At 57.0% G+C, this 25471-nt stretch carries 19 protein-coding genes; 11 read left to right on the top strand and 8 right to left on the bottom strand.

What is annotated here, in order from left to right; genetic code table 11:
* Positions 1 to 85: 85 nt before the first annotated feature.
* A complete protein-coding gene (locus CKW31_RS01220) occupies positions 86 to 1090 on the bottom strand; it encodes an ABC transporter substrate-binding protein (RefSeq protein WP_095092523.1) in 1005 nt (334 codons plus the stop codon).
* Positions 1074 to 2093, bottom strand: coding sequence for a substrate-binding domain-containing protein (locus CKW31_RS01225; RefSeq protein WP_095092524.1), 1020 nt, complete (start codon positions 2091 to 2093; stop codon positions 1074 to 1076). The genes CKW31_RS01220 and CKW31_RS01225 overlap by 17 nt, the downstream gene beginning before the upstream one ends.
* A 187-nt stretch (positions 2094 to 2280) precedes the next feature.
* On the opposite strand from CKW31_RS01225, the gene CKW31_RS01230 reads away from it, so the two are divergent.
* Together CKW31_RS01230 and rarD are read left to right on the top strand one after the other, a co-directional pair.
* Positions 2281 to 3255, top strand: coding sequence for a serine/threonine protein kinase (locus CKW31_RS01230; protein ID WP_087266014.1), 975 nt, complete (start codon positions 2281 to 2283; stop codon positions 3253 to 3255).
* A gap of 256 nt (positions 3256 to 3511) precedes the next feature.
* On the top strand, positions 3512 to 4399 hold the full coding sequence (rarD, locus tag CKW31_RS01235) for an EamA family transporter RarD (protein ID WP_095092525.1): 888 nt from the start codon (positions 3512 to 3514) through the stop codon (positions 4397 to 4399).
* Between the two features lie 454 nt (positions 4400 to 4853).
* Here the strand turns inward: rarD and CKW31_RS01240 are convergent, their stop codons facing one another.
* Positions 4854 to 5372, bottom strand: coding sequence for a glycine cleavage system protein R (locus CKW31_RS01240; protein WP_095092526.1), 519 nt, complete (start codon positions 5370 to 5372; stop codon positions 4854 to 4856).
* A 339-nt stretch (positions 5373 to 5711) separates the two neighbouring features.
* Here CKW31_RS01240 and CKW31_RS01245 point away from each other — a divergent pair, with 339 nt between their 5' ends.
* Complete coding sequence (locus tag CKW31_RS01245) at positions 5712 to 7889, top strand: malate synthase G (protein WP_095092527.1); 2178 nt, start codon at positions 5712 to 5714, stop codon at positions 7887 to 7889.
* A gap of 223 nt (positions 7890 to 8112) precedes the next feature.
* Here the strand turns inward: CKW31_RS01245 and CKW31_RS01250 are convergent, their stop codons facing one another.
* Positions 8113 to 8559, bottom strand: coding sequence for a response regulator (locus CKW31_RS01250; protein WP_176469756.1), 447 nt, complete (start codon positions 8557 to 8559; stop codon positions 8113 to 8115).
* A gap of 252 nt (positions 8560 to 8811) precedes the next feature.
* Here CKW31_RS01250 and CKW31_RS01255 point away from each other — a divergent pair, with 252 nt between their 5' ends.
* Positions 8812 to 10746 (top strand): putative nucleotidyltransferase substrate binding domain-containing protein, encoded by a 1935-nt coding sequence (locus tag CKW31_RS01255; RefSeq protein ID WP_095092528.1) that lies wholly within the window; start codon positions 8812 to 8814, stop codon positions 10744 to 10746.
* A gap of 14 nt (positions 10747 to 10760) precedes the next feature.
* Positions 10761 to 11474 (top strand): PolC-type DNA polymerase III, encoded by a 714-nt coding sequence (locus CKW31_RS01260; RefSeq protein ID WP_095092897.1) that lies wholly within the window; start codon positions 10761 to 10763, stop codon positions 11472 to 11474.
* Between the two features lie 776 nt (positions 11475 to 12250).
* On the opposite strand, the gene CKW31_RS01265 is transcribed toward CKW31_RS01260, so the two are convergent.
* Together CKW31_RS01265 and gbcA are read right to left on the bottom strand one after the other, a co-directional pair.
* The gene (locus CKW31_RS01265) at positions 12251 to 13936 is read right to left on the bottom strand and encodes an ABC transporter ATP-binding protein (protein ID WP_095092529.1); all 1686 of its coding nucleotides are present in this window, start codon (positions 13934 to 13936) and stop codon (positions 12251 to 12253) included.
* Between the two features lie 974 nt (positions 13937 to 14910).
* A complete protein-coding gene (gene gbcA, locus CKW31_RS01270) occupies positions 14911 to 16209 on the bottom strand; it encodes a glycine-betaine demethylase subunit GbcA (protein ID WP_095092530.1) in 1299 nt (432 codons plus the stop codon).
* Between the two features lie 319 nt (positions 16210 to 16528).
* Here gbcA and gbcB point away from each other — a divergent pair, with 319 nt between their 5' ends.
* The gene (gene gbcB, locus CKW31_RS01280; RefSeq protein WP_087265993.1) at positions 16529 to 17629 is read left to right on the top strand and encodes a glycine-betaine demethylase subunit GbcB; all 1101 of its coding nucleotides are present in this window, start codon (positions 16529 to 16531) and stop codon (positions 17627 to 17629) included.
* 146 nt (positions 17630 to 17775) lie between these two features.
* Here the strand turns inward: gbcB and CKW31_RS01285 are convergent, their stop codons facing one another.
* Complete coding sequence (locus CKW31_RS01285; RefSeq protein WP_095092531.1) at positions 17776 to 19401, bottom strand: methyl-accepting chemotaxis protein; 1626 nt, start codon at positions 19399 to 19401, stop codon at positions 17776 to 17778.
* Positions 19402 to 19821: 420 nt separating this feature from the next.
* On the opposite strand from CKW31_RS01285, the gene CKW31_RS01290 reads away from it, so the two are divergent.
* Together CKW31_RS01290 and CKW31_RS01295 are read left to right on the top strand one after the other, a co-directional pair.
* Positions 19822 to 20055 carry a hypothetical protein gene (locus CKW31_RS01290; protein WP_027899824.1) on the top strand — a complete coding sequence of 78 codons (234 nt, stop codon included), beginning with the start codon at positions 19822 to 19824 and terminating at the stop codon, positions 20053 to 20055.
* The gene (locus CKW31_RS01295) at positions 20052 to 20354 is read left to right on the top strand and encodes a cell division protein ZapA (RefSeq protein WP_095092532.1); all 303 of its coding nucleotides are present in this window, start codon (positions 20052 to 20054) and stop codon (positions 20352 to 20354) included. The genes CKW31_RS01290 and CKW31_RS01295 overlap by 4 nt, the downstream gene beginning before the upstream one ends.
* A gap of 106 nt (positions 20355 to 20460) precedes the next feature.
* Here the strand turns inward: CKW31_RS01295 and CKW31_RS01300 are convergent, their stop codons facing one another.
* Positions 20461 to 21501: a low specificity L-threonine aldolase gene (locus CKW31_RS01300; protein ID WP_095092533.1), complete on the bottom strand. Its 1041-nt coding sequence runs from the start codon at positions 21499 to 21501 to the stop codon at positions 20461 to 20463.
* Positions 21502 to 21731: 230 nt separating this feature from the next.
* On the opposite strand from CKW31_RS01300, the gene CKW31_RS01305 reads away from it, so the two are divergent.
* The 3 genes from CKW31_RS01305 to glyA all read left to right on the top strand — a co-directional run bounded on the left by CKW31_RS01305 (position 21732) and on the right by glyA (position 25462).
* Complete coding sequence (locus tag CKW31_RS01305; RefSeq protein WP_095092534.1) at positions 21732 to 22499, top strand: TraX family protein; 768 nt, start codon at positions 21732 to 21734, stop codon at positions 22497 to 22499.
* 210 nt (positions 22500 to 22709) lie between these two features.
* The gene (gene alaC / locus CKW31_RS01310; RefSeq protein ID WP_095092535.1) at positions 22710 to 23912 is read left to right on the top strand and encodes an alanine transaminase; all 1203 of its coding nucleotides are present in this window, start codon (positions 22710 to 22712) and stop codon (positions 23910 to 23912) included.
* Positions 23913 to 24208: 296 nt separating this feature from the next.
* Positions 24209 to 25462: a serine hydroxymethyltransferase gene (gene glyA / locus CKW31_RS01315; protein ID WP_095092536.1), complete on the top strand. Its 1254-nt coding sequence runs from the start codon at positions 24209 to 24211 to the stop codon at positions 25460 to 25462.
* Positions 25463 to 25471 lie beyond the last annotated feature (9 nt).

Raw genomic sequence — 25471 nt, forward strand, 5'->3', positions numbered from 1 at the left:
GCGCCCAGACCGCTGTCGGGCGCAGGCGCAAGAATCCACGCCTGCCCGGCTTCACGCCCTGAGCTTTCAGAACCGAAGCGGTCACTTACTTGACCTCACTCAGATAGCGCGCTGCGAAAGCTTCCTGCACAGCGGCCATGTGCTCGTAGTCAACCACGCCAGCACGGGCGTAATCGCTGTCCGGCAAGAACTGCGCAGCCACATCGGCAGGCATTTTCACGTCACGTACTGGACGCAGATAAGCCTTGGCCCACAGCGACTGACCTTGATCGGACAGGGTGAAATCCAGCACCTTTTCAGCGTTGGCGCGATGCGGTGCGTTATCCACAATGCTCATCACGTATGGCACGCTGATGCTGCCTTCTTTCGGGATCACGAAAGCGACATTGGCTTTGTCTTTATAGCGGGCGCGATAGGCGTTGAAGTCGTAATCGACGAGGATCGGCAACTCACCCGAGAGCACGCGTGCATAGGCGGTTTGCTTAGGCACGATCGGCGAGTTTTTCGCCAGCTTCTGGAAGTAATCGATGGCCGGTTTGAAGTCGTCCAGGGTGCCGCCCATGGCCTGGTTGATCGCCACCGCAGACACGTAACCGACAAAGGCGCTGGACGGATCCAGGTAACCAACCATGCCTTTGTACTCAGGCTTTAGCAGGTCAGCCCAGCTTTGCGGGACCGGCAGACCGCCCAACGCATCGACGTTGACCATGATGCCCAGAGTGCCGGAGTGGATCGCGAACCAGTGGCCTTCCGGGTCTTTCAAACCGGCCGGAATCTGCTCCCAGCCTTTTGGTTTGTAGCTGCCGACCACGCCCGCTTTCTGCGCCTGCAGGCCGAAGGTCACGCCGTAATACACCACGTCGGCAACCGGAGCGGCCTTTTCAGCCACGAGTTGCGCCAATGACTGGCCGGAGTTTTTGTTGTCCAGCGGCACTTGCACACCGGTGGTGTCGGCAATTGCCTTGAGCTGCGTGCCCCAATCCGCCCACTCTGGCGGGCAGTTGTAACAGATGGCAGTTTCAGCGGCCTGAGCCAGACTGGCAGCACCGCACAGCAGCAGCGCTGCCAGGGTTTTACTGAAGCGGATCATGAAGCATCTCCTCGTAGGGCTGAGTACTTTCACCCGGCCGGATATGGCAAGGCAGACAATGGGAAATCGGAGCGGCACCGGCAATTTGCGCCAGCAGTTGATCGATCACGGTGCTGGCCAGCGCCGCGATGGGTTGCACGACGCTACATAGCGTCGGATGCATCTGAGCGCCGAGGGCAATGCCATCGAAACCGATAACGGAAAGCTGGCCAGGCACGCTCCAGCCGTTGCGGCGCAGCTCGGCGATCAGACTGATCGCCAGCAAATCGTTGGAGCAGACCAGCGCACTGGGCCGATGGGGGCCACGCAGCAGCGGCTCTATGGCGGCAAAGTCGGCTTGGGTATGCGCAGGCATTTCAATCACCGGCAAGCTGTCCAGACCCCGCTCGACCATGGCCTCGCAGTAACCGGCGTAACGCAGACGGGCTCGGTCCGATTGCAACGCGGGACCGGCGACCATGCCGATGCGACGATGACCGGAGTCGAGCAGGTAACGCGTCGCCAACGCCATGCCTGCGCGGTTATCCACAGACACGGCGCTGTAATCAGGATTGCCCGGCTGGTGATAAGCCAGCACGAACGGCGTGTCTTCTTTGACCAGGCTTTGCAGAACCCGATTGCTCTCGGCATCGGTCACGGTCAGCACCAGGCCATCGACGCGCTGACGTAGCAGCTCTTCAACCACAGCGCTTTCCCGTTCGCTGCTGTAATCAGTCGTTGCCAACAGCAGGTTGTAGCCTTTCAAACGCGCAGCCCGCTCCATGGCCTGAAACTGCTCGGCGAAGACCGGGTTAAGCAGGTTGGGCACGATCACGCCAATCAGGTTGGTGGTTTGCAGACGCAACTGACGCCCGAGGCGATTGGGCCGAAAACCCAACTGACGGGCGGCCTCGAACACCTGATCGCGAGTGGCGGGACGCACGACGTCAGGCGACGCAAAGGCTCGCGCAGCCGTCGCCCGCGAAACCCCTGCCAGTCGTGCCACTTCTTTCAAATCACTCATGCCTGCTCACTCTTGAGATCGATCTCATTGGTGGCGACATTAGCGATGCAACATGGCGTTACAGCGACTAAGTGATGACAGTTTGATTGCAGCGCGCAACTTTGCGGTGAAGCTAAAGCCCCATGTCCTGCCCGTCTGCGCTACCATCACGGGCCGACGCGGCAGCCTGCTGCGCGCAGGAGTTAGCATGGCCCACCCGTTCGCAACACTTACGCCAGACCTGGTCCTTGATGCCGTTGAAAGCATCGGGTTTCTCAGTGACGCCCGCATCCTTGCGCTCAACAGTTACGAGAACCGCGTCTATCAGGTCGGCATCGAAGACGGCCAGCCGTTGATCGCCAAGTTCTACCGGCCGCAGCGCTGGACCAACGAAGCCATTCTTGAAGAACACAGCTTCACGTTCGAACTGGCGAACGTCGATATCCCCGTGGTCGCGCCGATGGTGCATAACGGGCAGACCCTGTTCGAACACGCAGGGTTTCGCTTCACCCTCTTCCCTCGCCGCGGCGGCCGTGCGCCAGAGCCGGGCAACCTTGATCAGCTCTATCGTCTTGGCCAGTTGCTAGGGCGTATCCATGCGGTGGGCGCGACCAAACCTTTCGAGCACCGCGAAGCGCTGGCCGTGCAGAACTTTGGTCAGAACTCCCTGGATTTCCTGCTGCAGAACGACTGCATCCCGCGCAGTCTGTTGCCTGCTTACGAGTCAGTGGCAAAGGATCTGCTCAAGCGCGTCGAAGATGCCTACGCCGCCACGCCGCATCAGAACATCCGCATGCACGGCGACTGCCACCCCGGCAACATGATGGCGCGCGACGAGATGTTCCACATCGTCGACCTCGACGACTGCCGCATGGGCCCCGCCGTCCAGGACATCTGGATGATGCTGGCCGGTGATCGCCAGGAATGCCTGGGGCAGTTGTCGGAGTTGATGGACGGCTACAACGAATTCCATGATTTCAACCCGCGTGAACTGGCCCTGATCGAGCCGTTGCGCGCACTGCGTCTGATGCACTACAGCGCCTGGCTGGCCCGTCGCTGGGACGACCCGGCATTCCCGCACAGCTTCCCGTGGTTCGGCACCGAACGTTATTGGGGCGACCAGATCCTCGCCTTGCGTGAACAGCTATCGGCGCTTAACGAAGAGCCGTTGAAGTTGTTTTGAATTGGGAAAATGCAGAACTTGTGAGAGCAGAGCTTCACTGATGACGTGGGACCGGCTTCAGCCGGGAAGAGGCCGGGACAGACGTTGAATTTTTATCAGCAGAAATACCGCCTTCCCGGCTAAAGCCGGTCCCACGTCGTCAATCAGCTTGCAGGCAAACATAGAATCTCCCACAAGGTTCAACATCGCATAGTAAGCATCTGCTCCACGCACCATCAAACTCATAAGAATCCAACACCTGCCAACAGGACCCACCATGCCAGCCGTCAACCCGCGACGCGGGTACATTCTCGGGCTTAGCGCCTACACCATCTGGGGTTTGTTTCCGCTCTACTTCAAAGCCATCGCCGACGTTCCATCGGTGGAAATCATTGTCCATCGAGTGCTCTGGTCGGCATTGTTCGGCTCGTTGCTGCTGATGTTCTGGAAACACCCCGGCTGGTGGCGCGAACTGCGGGACAATCCACAGCGTCTGGCGGTACTGGCTTTCAGCGGCTCGATGATCGCCGTCAACTGGCTGGTATATGTGTGGGCAGTGAATAACGAGCGCATGGTCGAGGCCAGCCTGGGTTACTACATCAACCCGCTGGTCAACGTCTTGCTGGGGATGCTGGTATTGGGCGAACGGCTGCGGCGCTTGCAATGGATCGCCGTCGGTCTGGCGGCGACGGGCGTGGCGCAGCAACTGTGGCAAGTCGGCAGCTTGCCTTGGGTGTCGCTGGTGATTGCCGGAACGTTCGCGGTGTACGGAATCGTCCGCAAAAAAGCTCCCGTCGCCGCGTTGCCGGGCCTGGTGGTCGAAACCTGGATCCTGGTGCCAATTGCCGTAGGCTGGCTGCTGCTCAACCCGGCAGCGTACACCTCACAACCGGAATTCTGGACCACCAGTGAAGCACTCTGGCTCGCCGCCGCAGGCCCGGTTACGATCTTGCCACTGGTCGCCTTCAACGCCGCCGCCCGACACCTGCCTTACACCACACTGGGCTTCCTGCAGTACATCGGCCCAACACTGGTGCTGGCGCTGGCGGTGCAGGTCTTCAAGGAACATCTTGCGACAAGCACCATCGTGACCTTCGCTTTTATCTGGGCGGGGTTGGCGGTTTACAGCGTAGATGCGTGGATAACTTTACGACGCAGGGCTTGATCATTTATTGATCAATAGCTTGCAGGCCTTATTTTACAAGCCCTGCAAGCGGTTCTCCCAAGGTTATCCACAGGCAGGCTAATGGATAAAGTGGATAACCCCATACATAAACCATAGGATTCACCGACGTGGGACCGGCTTTAGCCGGGAAAGCGGTAGTTCTGCAGATTAAAAATTAACGTCTGTCCCGGCCTCTTCCCGGCTAAAGCCGGTCCCACATCGTCAATCAGCTTATGGCCTCCGGGTCAACAGGCTTCAAATGCTCAATAAATAACCAGCCACTCACAGGCCTTGAGCCATCTAGCCTGCAAACGGTTCTCCAAAGGTTATCCACAGGCAGACTAATGGATAAAGTGGATAACATTCTCCTGTAGGAGCTGCCGAAGGCTGCGATGCGGTTTCCATGACACACCGCGATCGCAGCCTTCGGCAGCTCTTACAAAAACGGTAGCGTCTACAAATCCGTACGCAACACCAGATCGACCATCAAATCATCCGCCAGGGTTTCCAGCGCTTGTTGCAAATCATCCAGCGCCAGCGATTCAGGCACGCCCAATATCGCGTCGGCGTGGAACAGCAGTTCACTGCTCATGGGTGCGGGTTTGACTTCGGTGACCAGTCTTTCGACGTTAACGCCCTGCTCTGACAGCAACCGAGTGATGTCGCGCACGATGCCGGAGCGATCGTTGCCCACCAGCTCCATTCCAATGTGTTTCCAGGTACCGGGCGTTTCAATGGCGGTATCGGCGAACAACACGCGTATGCCTCGCCCGGACAACTCGATCAACGCGCTCTTCAATTCTTCATGGGCGTCAGTCGCGACGCCAATACGCAGGATGCCGGCGAACTGCCCGGCCATGTGCGACATGCGGCTTTCCAGCCAGTTACCGCCGTGGTCGGCAATGCATTTGGCGATGGCTTCAACCTGGCCTGGCTTGTCGGGGGCAAATACCGTGATAACGAGATGATCCACTGCTGACTCCTTCTGGTCTTGAATCTGCACCAGCCACGCAGGCTGACGACAAGGGGACAAGTATAGGCAAGCCTGCCCACCACGCCGGAGTATGGCCTGGCTGCCATTTTGTGTACGGTTTCCATTTTTATCTGGAACAATCGGCAACATCTTTGAGAACATCCTGATCCCGATGATGACTGGCGATGAAATTTCAGTCGCGAAGTGACATATTTAGTTCCGTTTCCACGCGTCAAGCCTTCATGTAGTATCCCGCGTCGCGCACTACATAAACGGCGACCCAACAATAGAGCGTTCCCTCGGGGGCGTAAAAAAGCTGAGCAGAGTGAGGCAAGTGCAATGACTGAACACGTTCAAGTCGGTGGCCTGCAGGTCGCCAAAGTCCTGTATGACTTCGTGAATAACGAAGCACTTCCCGGGACCGGTCTTGATGCTGCTGGCTTCTGGATGGGTGCAGACCAGTTGATCAATGAGCTGGCCCCCAGGAACAAGGCACTGCTCGCCAAACGTGATGAATTGCAGGCGCAGATCGACGCCTGGCACCAGTCCCATGCCGGACAGGCCCACGACGCCTCGGCTTACAAGGCTTTCCTTGAGCAAATCGGTTATCTGCTGCCAGAAGTGGCCGATTTCCAGATCACGACGCAAAACGTCGACGAAGAAATCGCGCGCATGGCGGGCCCACAGCTGGTGGTGCCGGTCATGAATGCCCGTTTCGCCCTCAATGCTTCGAACGCCCGTTGGGGTTCGCTGTACGACGCGCTGTATGGCACCGATGCCATCAGCGAGGCCGACGGTGCAGAGAAAGGCAAAGGCTACAACAAGGTTCGCGGTGACAAGGTGATTGCCTTCGCTCGCGCCTTCCTGGACGAAGCCGCCCCACTGGCAGCGGGCTCCCACGTCGACTCCACCGGCTACAAGCTGATCGACGGCAAACTGGTGATCAGCCTCAAGGGTGGCAGTAATACCGGCCTGCAAGACGACGCGCAGTTGATCGGCTATCAAGGCGATGCATCAGCACCGACCGCCGTGCTGCTCAAGCACAACGGCCTGCATTTCGAGATTCAGATCGACGCTGCCAGTCCGATTGGCCAGACCGATGCCGCGGGTGTCAAAGATGTGCTGATGGAAGCCGCCCTGACCACCATCATGGACTGCGAAGATTCTATCGCCGCCGTTGATGCCGACGACAAGGTCGTGGTTTATCGCAACTGGCTGGGCCTGATGAAAGGCGACCTGGCCGAACAGGTCTCCAAAGGTGGCGAAACCTTCACCCGCACCATGAACGGTGATCGTCACTACACCGCACCTAATGGCGGCGATGTGAGGCTGCACGGTCGCTCACTGCTGTTCATCCGCAACGTCGGTCACTTGATGACCATTGATGCGATCCTCGACAAGAACGGTCAGGAAGTACCGGAAGGCATTCTGGACGGTCTGCTGACCAGCCTTGCGGCAATCCACAGCCTCAATGGCAACACCACACGCAGTAACAGCCGCACTCGCTCGGTGTACATCGTCAAACCGAAGATGCATGGCCCGGAAGAAGCCGCGTTCACCAACGAATTGTTCGGTCGCATCGAAGACGTTCTGCGTCTGCCACGCAACACGCTCAAAGTCGGGATCATGGACGAGGAGCGTCGTACCACGGTCAACCTCAAGGCGTGCATCAAGGCGGCCAGCGAGCGTGTGGTGTTCATCAACACGGGCTTCCTGGACCGTACTGGCGACGAAATCCACACCTCCATGGAGGCCGGTCCAGTGGTGCGCAAGGCGCAGATGAAGGCCGAGAAATGGATCAGTGCCTACGAGAACTCGAACGTAGACATCGGCTTGAGCTGCGGCCTGCAAGGTCGTGCGCAGATCGGTAAAGGCATGTGGGCCATGCCGGACCTGATGGCGGCGATGCTCGAACAGAAAATCGCTCACCCGCTGGCCGGTGCGAATACGGCCTGGGTGCCGTCGCCGACTGCTGCTGCGTTGCACGCGCTGCACTATCACAAGGTCGACGTGTTCGCCCGTCAGGCCGAACTGGCCCAGCGCACTCGCGCCTCGGTGGATGACATCCTGACTATCCCGCTCGCGCCGAACACCAACTGGACGCCCGAGGAAATCCAGAACGAACTGGATAACAACTCACAGGGCATTCTCGGCTACGTGGTGCGCTGGATCGATCAGGGCGTGGGCTGCTCGAAAGTGCCGGACATCAACGACATTGGCCTGATGGAAGACCGCGCCACACTGCGTATCTCCAGCCAACACATCGCCAACTGGCTGCGTCATGGCGTGGTCAACGAAACTCAGGTGATGGACAGCCTCAAGCGCATGGCGCCTGTGGTTGATCGCCAGAATGCGGGGGATTCGCTGTACCGTCCGCTGGCACCGGATTTCGACAGCAACATCGCGTTCCAGGCAGCGGTTGAACTGGTGATCGAGGGGACTAAACAGCCTAACGGTTACACCGAGCCGGTGTTGCACCGTCGGCGTCGGGAGTTCAAGGCGAAGAACGGGTTGTAAGGCGATTTCACGGGCACCGCGGTCCTCTTTTGTGGGAGCGGTGCTTGTCCGCGATAAGAGCGCTGCAGTCAGATGTCGTGGGACCGGCTTTAGCCGGGAAGAGGCCGTTACAGTCACCCATAATGGGTCGTCAGAAATACCGCTTTCCCGGCTAAAACGGAACGCCGCCCGGCCGTCCCACGTCAGCTTGCGTGAAGACTTAGAATTTCCCACAGGTTCTTGCTCACTCCATCCCCAACTCTCTCTTCACCAGCTTCACCAACTGCTTGGTGTTGATGGGCTTGAGCAGGAAGTCCAGCACGCTCAGGTGCATGGCATCGATGGCATCACGCACGTTGGCGTCACCGGACACGATGATGATCGGCAACGAAGCACGCTCGGAGTCCCGGACCCGGCGAATCAGGTCCAGGCCGTTGCACGGAGCCATGCGCAGGTCGGTAATCAGCAGAGCGATGCTGTCCCGGGTGCGAATCAACTCCATGGCGCTATTACCGCCAGCCGCCGTCAGACAACTTATGTCGTTGAGGCTGAGGATTTCTGCCAGCAGTTCGCGCGCGTCCCGGTCGTCATCCACGATCAGCACCCGTTGCTCCGAACTGGATGGCGGCGCGAGCATCACTTCATTCAGAGCTTCGCGCTCTTCATCGCTCAAAATATCGTAATCCAGCATAACCGCCTCATTCCTTTGCACTGACTGACAAAAACACCGGGCTCTGCCCGGAGATATCTGTGTGCTTTTTTGCTGGCGCCCTTGCACTTTAACAAGGGCCGTCCCAAGCATCGTACAACTCTGTACAGGTGCTTTTTACACCATGAAGGTAAGAGTCAGAAATCTTTTTGTTGTCGTAAGACTTACGTCCAATGGGCACTACCCCTCAAGCGGCCGACCATAGCCTTCAATAAAAACAAAGCGGTGCAGGTCATGAGTCGAGCCGATGCATTCACCCAGGCCGGGAAAACAGCGGTGTTGCAGAACATTCACGGCACCATGCAGTTCCTGCAAAAATTCCCGCCATTCGACCATATGGAGAACGCACACCTCGCGTATCTGGTCGAGCAATGCCAACTGCGTTTCTACGCCGCCGACGAGAGCATCATCAAGCCGAGCGATGGCCCAGTAGAGCATTTCTACATCGTCAAACAAGGGCGAGTGGTCGGCGAGCGTCCTCACACAGCCAAAGGCGGCACTGAAACCACCTTCGAAATCACCACCGGCGAATGTTTCCCGCTGGCCGCGCTGCTAGGTGAGCGTGCCACGCGCACCGAACATTTGGCGGCTGAAGATACCTTCTGCCTGCAGTTGAACAAGCAGGCGTTTATCAAGCTGTTCGCGTTATCCACAACCTTCCGCGATTTCGCCTTGCGGGGCGTCAGCAGCTTGCTGGATCAGGTCAATCAGCAGGTCCAGCAACGTGCGGTAGAAACTCTTGGCACCCAATACTCGCTCAACACCCGGCTTGGCGAGCTGGCCATGCGTCATCCGGTGATGTGTACGCCTGATACGCCGATGCGTGAAGCCGTGAAGCTGATGCATGAGCAGCAAGTTGGCAGCATTGTGATCATCGATCAGCATCAGGCGCCGCTGGGCATTTTCACGTTACGTGACCTGCGTGAAGCCGTGGCCGACATCAATGTCGACTTCAGTCAGCCGATCCAGAGCCGCATGATCCAGGCCCCCTTCCATCTCAGCCCTGACGCCAGCGCCTTCGACGCGGCCATCGCCATGACCAGTCGACACATCGCGCACGTGTGTCTGGTCAGAGACGGTCGCTTGTGCGGCGTGGTGTCTGAGCGGGATCTGTTCTCTTTGCAACGCGTCGATCTGGTTCACCTGGCTCGCACCATTCGCACGGCACCGCGCATCGACAGCCTGTGCAACCTGCGCGGCGATATCGTCCAGCTGGTGGATCGCATGCTTGCCCATGGCGCATCTTCAACACAAATCACGCAGATCATCACACTGCTGAACGACCACACGGTGTGCCGTGTGATCGAGCTGACCCTGCAAGAGCGCGGAGACCCTGGCATCCCCTTCAGCTGGTTGTGTTTCGGCAGTGAAGGCCGGCGCGAACAGACCCTGCACACCGATCAGGACAACGGCATCCTGTTCGACGCCAAAGACGCCGCGGAAGCGGAACACATCCGCAGTCTGTTGCTGCCAATTGCTGAGCGCATCAACCAGAACCTGGCCCTGTGCGGTTTCACGTTGTGCAAAGGCAACATCATGGCGAGCAACCCGGAGCTGTGCCTGTCACGGGCTGAATGGTCTCGACGTTTTGCGGCATTCATTCGCGAGGCAACGCCGGAAAATCTGCTCAACTCCAGCATCTACTTCGACCTGCGGGTGGTATGGGGTGACGAAAGTGGCGGCGAGCAATTGCGCCAGCAGATTCTTGATCAGGTCGCTGACAATCGCCTGTTTCAGCGCATGCTGGCAGAGAACGCATTGCGCCAACGTCCACCCGTGGGACGCTTCAAAGACTTTGTCCTGGCCCGCAAAGGCAGCGACAAGGACACCATGGACCTCAAAACCCAAGGCCTCACGCCCTTTGTCGATGGGGCTCGCGTGCTGGCCCTCGCCAATGGTATTGGCGTGAACAATACCCTCGAACGTTTGCGCAAACTGGTCGAGAACGAAGTCATCGACCCGCAAGACGGCGCTGCGTATGAAGAGGCGTATCACTTCATTCAGCAAACCCGCATGCAGCAGCATCAACAGCAGAGTCGACAGAATCTGCCGTGGTCCAATCGTATCGATCCGGACACGCTCAATCATCTGGACCGACGAATTCTGCGTGAATCATTGCGCCAGGCCCAGCGCCTGCAAATCAGTCTGACCCTGCGTTATCAACTATGAATCTGTTCAACAGCATGAACCTGTTCCAATGGCTGCGTCCCCGGCCAAAAAAACCGACGCTGGAAAAACGCGATCAACAACGGCTGGCCAACCTGGCGCCTGCTGCACCGCTGAGTGAAGAGCCATTGCGGCAGCAACGCTGGGTAGTGGTCGACCTGGAAACCAGCGGCCTGAACATGAACCGCGATCAGGTACTGTCCATTGGTGCCGTCGTCATCGAGGACGGTGCCATTGACCTGAGTCAGCAGTTCGAACGAACGCTGCTGTGTCCCAACCATAAAGTCAGCCCCGCGGTGTTGATCCACGGTCTGGCCCCCAGCGCCATCGCGGCGGGCAGCGAACCTGTACAGGCCTTGCTGGATTTCATGGAGTTTGTCGGCGAAAGCCCCCTGCTGGCGTTCCACGCGCCTTTTGATCGGCACATGCTGAGTCGGGCATTGAAAGACAGCCTGGACTACCGCCTTGAGCATCACTTTCTGGATGTTGCGGAAATCGCGCCCATGCTTTTTCCACAGGCCGGTTTCCGCAAGGCCGGGCTGGACGACTGGACACAGTTCTTCGGGCTGCACGCAGAGGAACGTCACCATGCCAGCGCCGATGCGTTGGTGACCGCGGAACTGGCGTTAATCCTGTTCAGCCATGCCCGCCGCCAGGAGATCGACAGCCCCGCCCGCCTCGACCAGAGCCTGAGCCAGTGGCGTAGAAGGCAGCAGAGTCATTCGTTCTAAAGCCACTGGGCAGAACGGTAGGAGCGAACTTGTTCGCGAGCATCTTTACAGACGATGAAAACCTATAGGCTGGTCGATCTCCTCGCGAACAAGTTCACTCCTACCAGCGACCGTCAATAGGCTTTGGAGCGTTATTCACAAATCCTGTTGGCCCACCTGTGGATAACATGTTCACTTGTCCCTAAACCCTATACAAACCGGGGTCTGCAGCCAGATGATTAAAAAACAACCAACATAATCCACGGTTTTTATTGGTTTTTCATTGTGGATAAAGCATCGACCGGGAAACTCGGTCATCCACAACTACCCACAAAGTCTGTTGGCGCTTCTGTGGACAAGTTGTTCGCTTACCTCTACAAGCCACGTATATAAAGGCCTCCAAGGAAACGATCAAAAAACAACCAACCACAACAAAAAAGCTCGAATTCTCTTCTGTCAACCTTGAAAAACAAGGCTTTCAGCAGTTTTCCACAGATCGAGACCAGTTGAACGTAAGTTGCCCCCAAACTCTGTTGGCGTGTCTGTGGATAAGGTGTTTGTGATTAGCTACAGGTCTTTAATATCGGGAGGTTCATGGTTTTGATCAATTATTGATCAATAACACATTAACGAAGGTACTTCTGGATAAGTGCCAGTTTTAAATAGCTTTTAAGCGCCTATCAGGCGCTTTTCCACAATGGATGTGGACATATCTGTGGATAAGCTGTGCGGATACGTGTATCGCCACAAAAAAAGCTAAGACTCCTCACCAGAGCCCTCCCACGACCGTATCCCGCTCAGGGATCATCTGAACCTGAAACGATTTGAGCCACTAACTCTGCGATTCGCCCCTCGTCTTCTAGCTCAGACCACGGACCATCAGCAACCACTGCTCCCTGCGCCATGACAATGACTCGATCAAATTGTGGCAACGCGGCCAAATCATGAGTTACGCAAATCAGCCCGCTGTTTTTAAAGTGGCAAAAAATGACATCCCATACTCGCAACCGTGTGTCTTGGTCCAGGGACGCGGTGGGCTCGTCGAACAAATTGAAATCCCCCGGACGGTTAATCAACCGCAACAGCGAAAGTCGCTTCGCTTCGCCCCCGGAGATGTTTTTAGCACCTTCAGAAATGAGCCGATTTTCGACCAACTCCCGCAGTTCGAGGTCATCAACGGCTTGAGCGAGAACCGAGGATTTCTCGCGCCCGAACAGCACGGAGTGTTCAAAAGCGCCCTCCAGAAACACCGGACCCTGTGGGCAGTAGCGAACACGGCGCAGATACCCCTCAATGTCTTGAGGCTGGAGCTGCCGGTCGTTGAAGCCAAGATGATGCCGTCGTGTCTTCACCACCCCTGCCAGGGTTTCCAGCAACGTCGTCTTCCCCGCTCCGCTGGGTCCGATGATCGCTACTGATTGCTCACGATAAAAACGCATCGGCCTGTCAGTTAACGGACTCATAACCGAAAGACTCAACGACAAAAGGCGATCTGAGAGTAGGGTTTGAACGATGTGTAGATGACTCTCCAACAACAAAATCTCCTGAAGTCTTTTCTTATCAACTAAAAACTGATCGAGCGTCCTGTAAGACTCAGCTAACTGACTGAAGTTATTTAAAAACATCCCGGCAATAGAAAATACCGCAACCAAGGCTCCGACAGTCAAATTCGGCGAAGCCGACAATTGATCCTGAACTCCCCATGCCAGTAAGCCGGTCGTTGAAAGGCCAGTATAAAGAATCCTGATTGACCCCAGAACAGCGCCAGTACTAGCGACCTTCGTAGCTGCCCGCGCGTAGGCCGCGTAACTTTCATAAAGCGGTCGCGGCGCACTATCACAAGCCTGCTCCAACTTAATTACTTTTCCAGCATGAAGGGTCTCGAACAGCCGTGAAGAAACCAGATCCTCCTCGGCATTGACAATAAGTAAATAGGGTCTTCTCCAGTTAACCACATAGCGGTAAAGCAGCATATATCCGATCGATATCCCCAGAAGCGCCATAAAGAGCGTGAACCCTCCAGCATAGGCAAAGACTGCCCCGACCAAAATCAACTCAATGAAAAGTGGAAAACCTGACGTAATAAAAAACGTCAGTAGTTTTTCATGAGCGGTGATGCCACGCTCCACGGACTTAATCAATCCTCCGAGTCTAAAAACGGAGAAAGCGTCAAACTCTTTCTCCAGGATAGCTTTGGTCCATTCAGTAGATTTTTCTTTCAACGTCGTCTGCACAAGGCTCACCAGCTGGTAAGTTTGCAGTGGACTGAAAACAGACTGAAAAATAATCGCCATACACAACGCTGCAAAAAGCCAAAGCACACCGGAGGCGGGTACAACTCCTGAAGAAACAAGGCTATCAATAATCTTCCCCAATAAAAGCGCAGGAATGACAGCAATTCCTTTCAGAAAGATCGTTATGGCTGTCGCGCTCAGGAAAAGGCTTTTTTTGGCGAGAAAGGTATCTTTCAAGAAATTGAACATCTTACTAGGTGCCTTTAAGAAAAAGACCTATTGGCATGCAGCAAATGTTGCGGCACCACAGGAATACCGGCTCGAACTAGATTGAAGCGCTCCACCCCAGGTATGTATACCTGAGTCACCACACAACCGTTATCGAATTCAAGCAACGTTCGACGTAATATCCGCAAACACGACATTAGTCATATGAATAAAACAAAGTGTCGCTAGGCAACAGCCCCGCTACAAACTCATCATTTTTTATTGAACGGAACAATTGCCATTTCAGAACGCTTACGACCATTGATGCACTCCATATATTTATGTGAACGGGAATAACTCCCTTAGCACTCACGGCATGTGCCGCGAGTGGTGTATTGGTACCACTTCGTCCAATAACGTGCCAAGTCGTTTAATATTTTTGGTGTCCGATAATGCCGTAGGAAAATTCCAGCATGCTGTAGGAATACATAGGCAATCCCATGTATAACCTCATCTATTCGTGTAGGACTAAGTGTTTAGAGAGGTGCGATATCACAGAAAATGCAAATGCAGATATTTGTCTGTCAGCGGCTACATTGAAGGTCTGGGGCATAAGGGGGGCGGGCGGAAATCGTGCCTACGGCAACGAAGCTGTCTGATAATTACTCTTCTGCACGGATTTATAAAACGAAGTAGTGACTTCCCCACAATTGCTGTGGGTTGCTCTGTGGATAAGTTGTTTGCTGAAGCTGGGATGCGCGGTGGGTTTGCGCTTGCAAGGATTTGATCAAATTATGATCAGGCGAAAAAATTAACTGTAGAAGCCAACTTGTTGGCGAGGCGGTTTGTCAGGTGCATGGTCTCACGAACAAGTTCACTCGTAGAAAGGAGGCATTTTGCTTAACTCAATCAAGCAACACCGGCTTGCGAGGACCTTGTAGGAGCTGCCGCAGGCTGCGAAGCGGTATCGCAGAGTAAACCGCTTTGCAGCCTGCGGCAGCGCCTACAGGGGGCCATCACTCGTGATTAACCGCCACACCCTTCAGGTACGGCGCAGGCTCGGCGCCCATGTTTTCAAGCATGCGGGCGCTGTACCAGTCAATGAAGTTGACCACCCCGAATTCGTACGTTTTTGAGTACGGACCCGGCTGATAGGCGCTGGAGTTGATACCCCGCTGATTTTCTTCGGCCAGACGACGGTCCTGATCGTTGGTCGCGTCCCAGACTTCACGCAGGCGCGCCACATCGTAGTCCACACCTTCGACGGCATCTTTGTGGACCAGCCATTTGGTGCTGACCATGGTTTCCTGGGCGCTGATCGGCCACACCGTGAACACGATGATGTGATCACCCATGCAGTGGTTCCAGGAATGTGGCAAGTGCAGGATGCGCATTGAGCCCAGGTCCGGGTTGGTGATCCGGCCCATAAGCTTCTTGCTGCCCTGTTTGCCGTCCATGGTCATGGACACCGTGCCTTTGAGCAGCGGCATACGCACGATGCGGTTACGCAGGCCAAACGCGGCGTGAGCGAACGGAATCTTCTCAGCCTCCCAGGCCGCAGCCGATTCGGCGACGTGGTCCTTGAACGACTGGGTGGCACGCGGATCGGTAACGTCGTCCCACTCCAGCAACGTGTTGAGCAGTTCGGGGTGTGAGCCGGTGCAGTGATAGCACTCGCGGTTGTTTTCCAGCACCAGTTTCCAGTTGGCCTTTTCCATCAAGGTGGTTTGCACCGCCACCTTGGTGTTTTCCATGTCGTAAGGTTCCATGTAGTGCTTGAGGGTCTGCAGGAACTCGTCGATGGCCGGCGGATTTTCCGCAAGGCTGATGAAGATGTAGCCGCCCGCGGTTTTCACGTTGATCGGCTTGAGGCTGAAGTTCTTCATGTCGAAGTCATCGCCCATTTCGCTACCTGCGTACAGCAAGCGACCGTCCAGCTCGTACGTCCACTGGTGGTAAGGGCAAACCAGCTTGGCGACTTTGCCTTTCTCCTTGGTGCACAGGCGCGAGCCGCGATGACGGCAGACGTTATGAAAAGCGTTAACCGCGCCGTCCGGACCGCGCACCACAACTACCGGGTTCTTGCCGATCTGCAGCGTCAGGTAGTTACCTTTGGCCGGAATCTCGGCAGTCATGCCTGCGATCAGCCACTCTTTGTGGAAGATCTCCTGCATGTCGATTTCAAACAACCGCTCATCACTGTAGAAAGGCTGCGGCAGCGAATAGGTGCGTTCGCGATTCTGCAGCATTTCGGCAGTGGCCTTACGTGCCGGTTCCAGCGGATCGCCCAAGCTCAAGGTTGCGGTGACGTCCATCGTTTGAAGTCCTCATGACCATGCGGTTTACGGTCGACGAATGTGGCTAATACGGTTCTTTGTGGCGTTTGGCACGCAAGGCGGCGGTTGTTTTGCTGCTCATGCTTTTCAATAAACATTTAGTGGCGAGTGTGGAGTCCGGCGCAGACTTGACCTTATCCATGGGCGACATGGCCGAATCCGTTCCCGACGCGCTAATGCAGGTAATCAGGGGCTGGTCGCGATAAGTACGCCGATGTCGCTGGCAGGTAAGTGGGTGATCTGCACCTTACGCAGAATTCGCATCATGAGGCCGGTCGTCGGCCGTTGGAGATTCAGCATGTCCCAAAGCTTCCTGAGCCCGGTAAATACCCAGACATGGGCCAATGGCCGTCACCTGGTGCGCGTCGTCAAGGTGATTCAGGAAACCTGGGATGTGCGCACCTTCTGCTTCATGGCCGATCAGCCGATCATGTTCTTCTTCAAGCCAGGCCAGTTCGTGACCCTGGAGCTTGAAATTGAAGGCGTGCCGGTAATGCGCTCGTACACTATTTCCAGTTCCCCTTCGGTGCCTTACAGCTTTTCGGTGACGATCAAACGCGTACCGGGCGGCAAGGTCTCCAACTACCTTCACGACACGCTGCATGAAGGTCAGGAGCTGGCAGTCCACGGTCCGGTCGGGCTGTTCAACGCCATTGATTTTCCGAACCCGAAAATCCTCTACCTGAGTGGCGGTGTCGGTATCACGCCGGTGATGTCCATGGCGCGCTGGTTCTACGACACCAACGCCAACGTCGACATGGTGTTTGTGCACAGCGCTCGCTCACCGAAAGACATCATTTATCACCGCGAGCTGGAGCACATGGCGTCGCGGATCGATAACTTCAGCCTGCACCTGATCTGCGAGAAGCACGGCCTTGGCGAGCCCTGGGCGGGTTATCGTGGGTATCTGAATCAGAAGATGCTTGAGCTGATGGTGCCGGACTTCATGGAGCGCGAGGTGTTCTGCTGCGGACCGACGCCTTACATGACGGCCGTCAAACGCCTGCTGGAAGCCAACGGTTTCAACATGGCGCAATACCATGAGGAATCGTTCGGCGCGACGCCTCCCGAAGCCCGGGCGGACGCTGTTGAGCAAGCGGAAATTGCCGCCGAAGCCCCCGAAGTCGATGCCTCGGATCTGCATCAGGTGGAATTCACCGACACCGGCAAGAGCATCCGCGTGGCACCGGGCGAAACCGTCCACGCGGCCGCAGCCAAGCTCGGCTTGATGATCCCCAAAGCCTGCGGCATGGGCATCTGCGGGACGTGCAAGGTGATGAAGCTCAGCGGCGAAGTGGAGATGGAGCACAACGGCGGGATTACCGAAGAAGACGAAGCCGAAGGCTACATCCTGTCGTGCTGCAGCATTCCGAAGGGGGATGTGCGGATCGAGTATTGATGATTCGGGAAGGTACAGATCCTGTGGGAGCGGTGCTTGCCCGCGATAAGGGCACCGCAAGTTTATCGATAGATCACCGAAACCTTATCGCGGGCAAGCACCGCTCCCACAATGAATCTGACTCCATCAGGAGAGCGGTGCAGTCCTTACAAACTAAACCGCGAAACCATGCTGTTCAGGTCAACAGCCAGGCGCGTCAGCTCGCTGCTGGCAGCGCTGGTTTGCGCAGCACCGTCGGATGACTGGGCCGACAGGTCGCGGATGTTGACCAGGTTGCGGTCCACTTCACGGGCCACTTGAGCCTGCTCTTCGGCGGCGCTGGCGATCACCAGGTTACGCTCGTTGATTTCCACCACCGCGGTATTAATGGTATCCAGCGCCACGCCTGCGCCTTTAGCGATGTTCAACGTCGACTCCGCGCGCTCGGTGCTATTGCGCATTGAGTTGACCGCCTGCTCGGTGCCGCCTTGAATGCTGCCGATCATGCGTTCGATTTCGCTGGTCGACTGCTGAGTGCGATGCGCCAAGGCACGCACTTCGTCAGCCACCACGGCAAAGCCACGCCCGGCTTCACCGGCACGGGCCGCTTCGATGGCGGCGTTCAGGGCCAACAGGTTGGTCTGGTCAGCCAGGCCGCGAATGACATCCAGCACCTTGCCGATGTCACGAGACTCTTCAGCCAGATTGCCGATCAGCGTTGCAGTGCTCTGCACATCACCGCTCATGCGTTCGATGGCATTGACGGTTTCCTGAACCAGATCACGACCGTCGCCTGCTGAGGCCGTGGCGTTTTTCGACGCTTCGGAAGTGCTGACCGCATTACGCGCGACTTCTTCCACAGCGCTGGTCATCTCGTTGACGGCGGTCGCGGCTTGTTCGATTTCGTTGTTCTGTTGCGACAGACCACGAGCGCTCTCGTCGGTCACCGCATTAAGCTCCTCGGCAGCAGAAGCAAGCTGGGTGGCGGAACCAGAAATACGGGTCAACGTGTCGCGCAGCTTTTCCTGCATTTTCTGCATGGCGGAGAGCAAACGACCGGCTTCGTCAGTACCGTCGGCTTTGATCGGGCGAGTCAGATTCCCCTCGGCGATGGTTTCGGCGGCTTCAAGCGCTGAAGCAATTGGCTGGGTGATACTGCGGGTCAGCAGCCAGGCGAACAGGACGGTCAGGATTGTGGTGGCGATCAGCAGACCCACCACCAGAGTGAATGCTGACGCGTACTGCTCGGCTGCGCTTTTGTTGGTATCACTCAATTGCCGGGCATTGATCTCGACCAGTTTGGCCAGCGCTGCGTTCATCTGATCAGAGTTAGCCAGCGTTTCTTCATTGAGCAATTGGCCCAACTCATCGACCTTGCCCGCACGACTCAGGGTCTTGATGCGCTCTTCAAGCTGACGATAGTCGCCCAGCAATCGCACGTATTGGTTGTAGGCGGTTTGCTCTTCCGGAGAGGAAATGAATTTCTCATAAACGGCCTGAGCGTCACTGATTTGCTTGTTACGCATGGCGAACAAATCGATGGTTTTGCTCTGAATGTCTGGTTCGCGGTTGATCAACAAACGATAGGACAGAACGCGCAGGCGAATGCTGACTTCGGTGAGTCGGTCGAGACTCTGGATGCTGGGAACGCTGCGTTTGGCGATTTCATCGCCGGCGTCACGGATCTTGCTCATCTGCGACAGCGCAAACACGCCGAGAACAAGCATAAGGGTGCCGATGAAGGCAAAGCCTAGAAACGCGCGAGGCGCGATATTCATGGTGCGTAATGACATGGTTTTTCCAGAGGAAGAAGCGCAGTCCTTGCGTTTGAGGTGAATAGAAGATGTGATGATCCATGCCTATCGGTTACAGCCTAAGGGACTTGAGGTCAACGCACTGAAATCGGGCGTGGCGTAAGGTCGCAGGCTGTTTTCGATGTAGCAAAAAGCCATGCAAGTCCTTGAAAGGCAACGTTTACGGGGACGCGAGCAAAAAAACCGGGAATATCGAAGGCGTCATGTTTTCTCGATCAGGCCGGACTGACGAGCAGCAGGAACCAGATCGGAAAATCACAGTCAACAGGGCCTGTTTATGCACTTGCCTTCAGGGAGAACGCAGCGCGCCAAAACGCCGTTATTTAAGTGGCTTAACTGGTATGCGCAGTGACTTTTCTTTAAGGTGTGCGCCCGTTGAAATTTGCTCGAGAAATCAAAATGTTGGAAGCATCCCTTAGCCAGTTGGAACAACTTGTCAGCGATCTGGTGCAACAAAACCAGCAACTGCAAAGCACAAACGCTCAGCTCAGCACGGAGCTGGCCCAAGCCAGGGATGACAACGACAGTCTGCAATTGAGTCTGATGGAGCAGGAAGAGAAACAAGGTGCCACGGCGGCGCGAATTCAGGCACTTGTTGACCGTGCGACCAGCGCAAGCGCAGTCAGCGCATGAGTACTGACAGGAACGGGGTGACGGTCGTTTCGATTCTCGGCAACGACTATTCGATCAAAGCCCCTGCCGGTGAAGAACAGACGTTGCAGCAGGCCACCGCGTTGCTGCGCGCATCGCTGGCCGACACCAAGCGCAAATACCCGACGCTGATTGGCGACCGCCTGTTGGTACTGGCCGCCCTGAACCTGTGCTCGCAGCAGATCGAGCTCAAACAGCAACATCAGGTCGAGCTGGACCGCTGCCGGGAGCAGGTCGACGCGACGGTGGAAGCGATTTCGAAGACGATTGCGCAGAACTGATTCGACTACACAGGTAGGAGCGAACTTGTTCGCGAGGCTGGGCAACTGATACACCGAGTCGCCAGCCTCGCCAACAAGTTGGCTCCTACCGAAATAGCATCGCGCCTTAAGCCCCCATCACCAATCGGATATCCGCCGCCAGCTCGCGCACGCGGTCTTCTTCGGTGTCCCACGAGCACATGAAGCGCGCGCCACCGTTACCAATGAATGTATAGAAGCGCCAGCCCCTGGCCGTCAGCGCGGCGATGGCGGATTCGGAAAGCTGCAAAAACACGCCATTGGCCTGCACCGGGAACATCAGCTCAACACCCGGAATGTCCTTCACCAGCGACGCCAGCAATTGCGCGCAATGGTTGGCATGATTGGCGTGCTTGAGCCAGGCATCACCTTCCAGCAGCCCGACCCACGGTGCCGACAGGAAGCGCATTTTCGACGCCAGTTGCCCGGCCTGTTTGCACCGGTAATCAAAATCTTCAGCCAGCTTATGGTTGAAGAACAGGATGGCCTCCCCCACAGCCATGCCGTTCTTGGTGCCACCAAAACACAGCACATCGACACCGGATTTCCAGGTCAGCTCAGCGGGTGAACACTCCAGAAATGCACAGGCGTTGGCAAACCGCGCGCCGTCCATGTGCAGGTTCAGATTCAACTCTTTGCAGGTTGCGCTGATCGCCTTGAGCTCATCTGGCTGGTAAACGCTGCCGACTTCGGTGGCTTGGGTCAGGGTCACGACCCGAGGTTTCGGGTAGTGAATATCCTGACGCTTGAGTGCAACCTCGCGGATGGACTCGGGCGTCAACTTGCCCTGTTCGCTACGTGCAGTGAGCAGCTTGGAGCCGTTGGAGAAAAACTCCGGAGCACCGCACTCGTCGGTTTCAACGTGAGCCGTTTCCGAACAGATAACGCTGTGATAGCTCTGGCACAGGGACGACAGCGCCAGCGAGTTGGCAGCCGTACCGTTGAAAGCGAAGAACACTTCACAGTCAGTTTCAAATAATTTACGGAATTGATCCGAGGCCCGTGCGGTCCATTCGTCATCGCCGTAAGCGCGCTGATGGCCGTGGTTAGCCTGTTCCATCGCAGCCCAGGCTTCAGGGCAGATGCCCGAATAGTTATCACTGGCAAACTGCTGGCTTTTATCGGTCATGGCCGAATCCTTGTCATTGATTATGCTGCGCACTGTAGCGAAGATCGCAGGGTTTGGTCATTAGCTGCCTTGCTGCAGATAGCTTGGGTAGGAGCGCGCTTGCCCGCGATGGCGTCAGGTCAGCCGACAAAGATGTTGATTGACCTGACGCCATCGCGGGCAAGCGCGCTCCTACAGGGCTGGTATTAAACCGGCCTCGTTGCGAAGAAACCCCAAAACGCTGGAGAGATATGGATCTATCGAACCCGCCTTACCTGCCCGGACGCGACAAGGCGCTGGACCTTCTGAAGTGGCTGGCGATGCTGGCCATGGTACTCGACCACCTGCGCTATGTCGGCTGGTCGATAGACGTGCTTTATGTGCCGGGGCGACTGGCATTCCCTTGGTTCTGCCTGGCAATTGCGGCAAATCTGGGGCGCAAATCCGCGCTTTTTCCTCACCCCAAAGTGCAGTGGCGTTATCTGGGATGGATGCTCTTGTTTGCTGTACTGGCCGAACTCCCCTACCGGCTGTACATGGCGGATGACGTCCACACGCTGAACGTATTGCCGACACTGGTTCTCGGCCTGCTGATTGCCCAGGGCTGGCGACACCGCTTGCCTGCGACGCGATTGATGGCGCTTGGCTCGCTGCTGATCGCCGCCCTGTTTCACAAATACCTGATGTTCGGTTTCTTTGGCACGCTGCTGCCGCTGGCGCTGCTGTTAGTGCTGCATCGCCCGATCTGGTTCGCCCTGTTGCCGGGAGCCATCTGCGTGGCGGGCAATGCCTGGCCGCAGATGTTCGCGGGCGCGGCCTGGGGTGATCCTATCTCCATCGGCTCACTGATCGCCTGCCTGATTGCGCCCTTGCTTGGGTTGGCGCTGCTGCGTCGTCGCCTGACATTCCCGGTCAAGCCGATGCGGCGTTGGGCATATGCGATTTATCCGGCGCATTTTCTGGTGTTGCTGGGGTTGCGGGAAATATTAGCAATATGGATCACACCCGCGCCCCTGTAGGAGTGCACGAGCACCGCGAAGCCGCGATAGCGTTTTCTCCTGACACACCGCAATCGCGGCCTCGCGGTGCTCGTGCGCTCCTACAAGGGAACGAAGTCACCTGAAATCCCTGTAGACAAACAGCCAGCAGCGCCATTATCTTCTGCGCTGGTCACCGCAGTGGCCAACGTCGCTCGGACGGTTCCGGGCGCTTACGTATCTGAGGCCTCCATGGCAGACTTACCTTCGCCGCGCCGTTTTGCGCGTATCGATCGACTCCCCCCGTACGTCTTCAATATCACCGCCGAGCTGAAAATGGCCGCTCGCCGCCGTGGTGAAGACATCATCGACTTGAGCATGGGCAACCCCGACGGGCCTACCCCACCGCATATCGTCGAAAAACTGGTTACCGTCGCCCAACGTGAAGACACTCACGGCTACTCGACTTCGCGTGGCATCCCGCGTCTGCGTCGGGCGATCTCCAACTGGTATAAAAAACGCTACGACGTCGACATCGATCCGGAAGAAGAAGCCATCGTCACCATTGGTTCGAAGGAAGGTCTCGCGCACCTGATGCTCGCCACCCTCGATCAGGGCGACACGGTGCTGGTGCCAAACCCGAGCTATCCGATTCATATCTACGGTGCCGTGATTGCTGGCGCTCAAGTGCGTTCGGTGCCCTTGATCCCGGGTGTGGATTTCTTCGCCGAGCTGGAAAAGGCCATTCGCGGCTCGATTCCCAAGCCGAAGATGATGATCCTCGGCTTCCCGTCCAACCCGACCGCGCAGTGCGTGGAGCTGGACTTCTTCGAGCGCGTGGTTGCCCTGGCCAAACAGTACGACGTGCTGGTGGTTCACGACCTGGCTTACGCCGACATCGTCTACGACGGCTGGAAAGCGCCGTCGATCATGCAGGTGCCGGGCGCAAAAGACATCGCCGTCGAGTTCTTCACCCTGTCCAAGAGCTACAACATGGCGGGCTGGCGGATCGGCTTCATGGTCGGCAACCCGGAGCTGGTCAACGCTCTGGCGCGGATCAAGAGCTACCACGACTACGGCACTTTCACCCCGCTACAAGTCGCGGCCATCGCTGCGCTGGAAGGCGATCAGCAATGCGTGCTCGATATTGCGGAGCATTATCGCCAGCGCCGCAACGTGTTGGTCAAAGGCCTGCATGAACTGGGCTGGATGGTGGAAAACCCTAAAGCTTCGATGTACGTCTGGGCCAAGATCCCGCCCGCCTACGCACATCTGGGCTCGCTGGAGTTTGCCAAGAAGCTGCTGGCCGAAGCCAAGGTCTGCGTGTCACCGGGTGTCGGTTTTGGTGAGTACGGCGATGATCACGTGCGCTTCGCACTGATCGAGAATCAGGATCGGATTCGCCAGGCAGTGCGTGGCATTCGCGGGATGTTCCGGGCGGATAAAGCGGTCTAGCCTGTAACGCGCACTCCTGTGGGAGCGGTGCTTGCCCGCGATAAGGTCTACGCGATCTGAAGCGAACCGCGTCCAGCCTTATCGCGGGCGAGCACCGCTCCCACAGACATCATTCCAACCTCCCTCCGTGTTATTTCCCCCTCCTCTCCCACCCATGTCGTAAACGCGCCTTTGCGTGGCGTGCGTAGGCATTTGGCGTCTTGGGTCCGGCCCTAGTATCGCTGTCAAAGGGCCCGGCTCAGATGCTGCGGCCCCACCGATAAGTCAGGCGCGACGCCGCCGCTGGGAGAACCGCGATGTTCAGCAAGAACGACCAAATCCAAGGCTATGACGATGCACTGCTGGCCGCGATGAATGCAGAGGAGCAGCGTCAGGAAGATCACATCGAACTGATCGCCTCGGAGAACTACACCAGCCAGCGCGTGATGGAAGCCCAGGGCAGCGGCCTGACCAACAAATATGCTGAAGGTTATCCGGGCAAGCGCTACTACGGCGGCTGCGAGCATGTGGATAAAGTTGAGGTGCTCGCTATCGAGCGTGCCAAGCAACTGTTCGGCGCTGATTACGCCAACGTTCAGCCGCACTCCGGCAGCTCAGCCAACGCAGCGGTTTACCTGGCGTTGCTGCAAGCTGGCGATACCGTGTTGGGCATGAGCCTGGCCCACGGCGGTCACTTGACCCACGGCGCGAAAGTCAGTTTTTCCGGAAAGCTCTACAACGCGGTGCAATACGGCATCGACACCAATACCGGGCTGATCGATTACGACGAGGTCGAGCGAATCGCCGTCGAGTCCAAGCCAAAAATGATCATCGCCGGTTTCTCGGCCTATTCGAAAACCCTCGACTTCCCGCGCTTCCGGGAAATCGCCGACAAAGTGGGCGCCTACCTGTTTGTCGACATGGCCCACGTTGCGGGCCTGGTCGCGGCCGGTCTGTACCCGAACCCGCTGCCGTACGCAGACGTCGTAACGACCACCACTCATAAAACCCTGCGCGGCCCACGCGGTGGTTTGATCCTGGCCAAGGCCAACGAAGAGATCGAGAAAAAGCTCAATTCCGCCGTATTCCCAGGCGGTCAGGGCGGCCCGTTGATGCACGTGATCGCCGCCAAGGCCGTGTGCTTCAAAGAGGCAGCAGAGCCCGGCTTCGTGGCGTATCAACAACAGGTGATCGATAACGCTCAGGCCATGGCGCAAGTGTTCATCGACCGTGGCTACGACGTGGTTTCCGGCGGCACCGATAACCATCTGTTTCTGGTCAGCCTGATCCGTCAGGGCCTGACCGGCAAAGACGCCGACGCCGCTTTGGGTCGTGCGCACATCACCGTTAACAAGAACTCGGTGCCCAACGATCCGCAATCGCCGTTCGTGACCTCAGGCCTGCGTATCGGCACTCCAGCAGTGACCACCCGCGGTTTCAAAGTCACCCAATGCATCACGCTGGCCGGCTGGATCTGCGACATTCTCGACAACCTCGGCGACGCCGATGTCGAGGCCAATGTCGCCAGCCAGGTTGCAGCACTGTGTTCCGATTTCCCGGTTTATAGCTGAGTCAGGAGT

Source organism: Pseudomonas sp. Irchel 3A5 (assembly GCF_900187575.1).
Classification (GTDB): Bacteria; Pseudomonadota; Gammaproteobacteria; order Pseudomonadales; family Pseudomonadaceae; genus Aquipseudomonas; species Aquipseudomonas folii.

Bases quoted from the DNA above. Each gene is read 5' to 3' on its own strand.
- CKW31_RS01220 (WP_095092523.1), bottom strand. From the start codon at position 1,090: ATGATCCGCTTCAGTAAAACCCTGGCAGCGCTGCTGCTGTGCGGTGCT.
- CKW31_RS01225 (WP_095092524.1), bottom strand. From the start codon at position 2,093: ATGAGTGATTTGAAAGAAGTGGCACGACTGGCAGGGGTTTCGCGGGCG.
- CKW31_RS01230 (WP_087266014.1), top strand. From the start codon at position 2,281: ATGGCCCACCCGTTCGCAACACTTACGCCAGACCTGGTCCTTGATGCC.
- rarD (WP_095092525.1), top strand. From the start codon at position 3,512: ATGCCAGCCGTCAACCCGCGACGCGGGTACATTCTCGGGCTTAGCGCC.
- CKW31_RS01245 (WP_095092527.1), top strand. From the start codon at position 5,712: ATGACTGAACACGTTCAAGTCGGTGGCCTGCAGGTCGCCAAAGTCCTG.
- CKW31_RS01250 (WP_176469756.1), bottom strand. From the start codon at position 8,559: ATGCTGGATTACGATATTTTGAGCGATGAAGAGCGCGAAGCTCTGAAT.
- CKW31_RS01255 (WP_095092528.1), top strand. From the start codon at position 8,812: ATGAGTCGAGCCGATGCATTCACCCAGGCCGGGAAAACAGCGGTGTTG.
- CKW31_RS01260 (WP_095092897.1), top strand. From the start codon at position 10,761: ATGAACCTGTTCCAATGGCTGCGTCCCCGGCCAAAAAAACCGACGCTG.
- CKW31_RS01265 (WP_095092529.1), bottom strand. From the start codon at position 13,936: ATGTTCAATTTCTTGAAAGATACCTTTCTCGCCAAAAAAAGCCTTTTC.
- gbcA (WP_095092530.1), bottom strand. From the start codon at position 16,209: ATGGACGTCACCGCAACCTTGAGCTTGGGCGATCCGCTGGAACCGGCA.
- gbcB (WP_087265993.1), top strand. From the start codon at position 16,529: ATGTCCCAAAGCTTCCTGAGCCCGGTAAATACCCAGACATGGGCCAAT.
- CKW31_RS01285 (WP_095092531.1), bottom strand. From the start codon at position 19,401: ATGTCATTACGCACCATGAATATCGCGCCTCGCGCGTTTCTAGGCTTT.
- CKW31_RS01290 (WP_027899824.1), top strand. From the start codon at position 19,822: ATGTTGGAAGCATCCCTTAGCCAGTTGGAACAACTTGTCAGCGATCTG.
- CKW31_RS01295 (WP_095092532.1), top strand. From the start codon at position 20,052: ATGAGTACTGACAGGAACGGGGTGACGGTCGTTTCGATTCTCGGCAAC.
- CKW31_RS01300 (WP_095092533.1), bottom strand. From the start codon at position 21,501: ATGACCGATAAAAGCCAGCAGTTTGCCAGTGATAACTATTCGGGCATC.
- CKW31_RS01305 (WP_095092534.1), top strand. From the start codon at position 21,732: ATGGATCTATCGAACCCGCCTTACCTGCCCGGACGCGACAAGGCGCTG.
- alaC (WP_095092535.1), top strand. From the start codon at position 22,710: ATGGCAGACTTACCTTCGCCGCGCCGTTTTGCGCGTATCGATCGACTC.
- glyA (WP_095092536.1), top strand. From the start codon at position 24,209: ATGTTCAGCAAGAACGACCAAATCCAAGGCTATGACGATGCACTGCTG.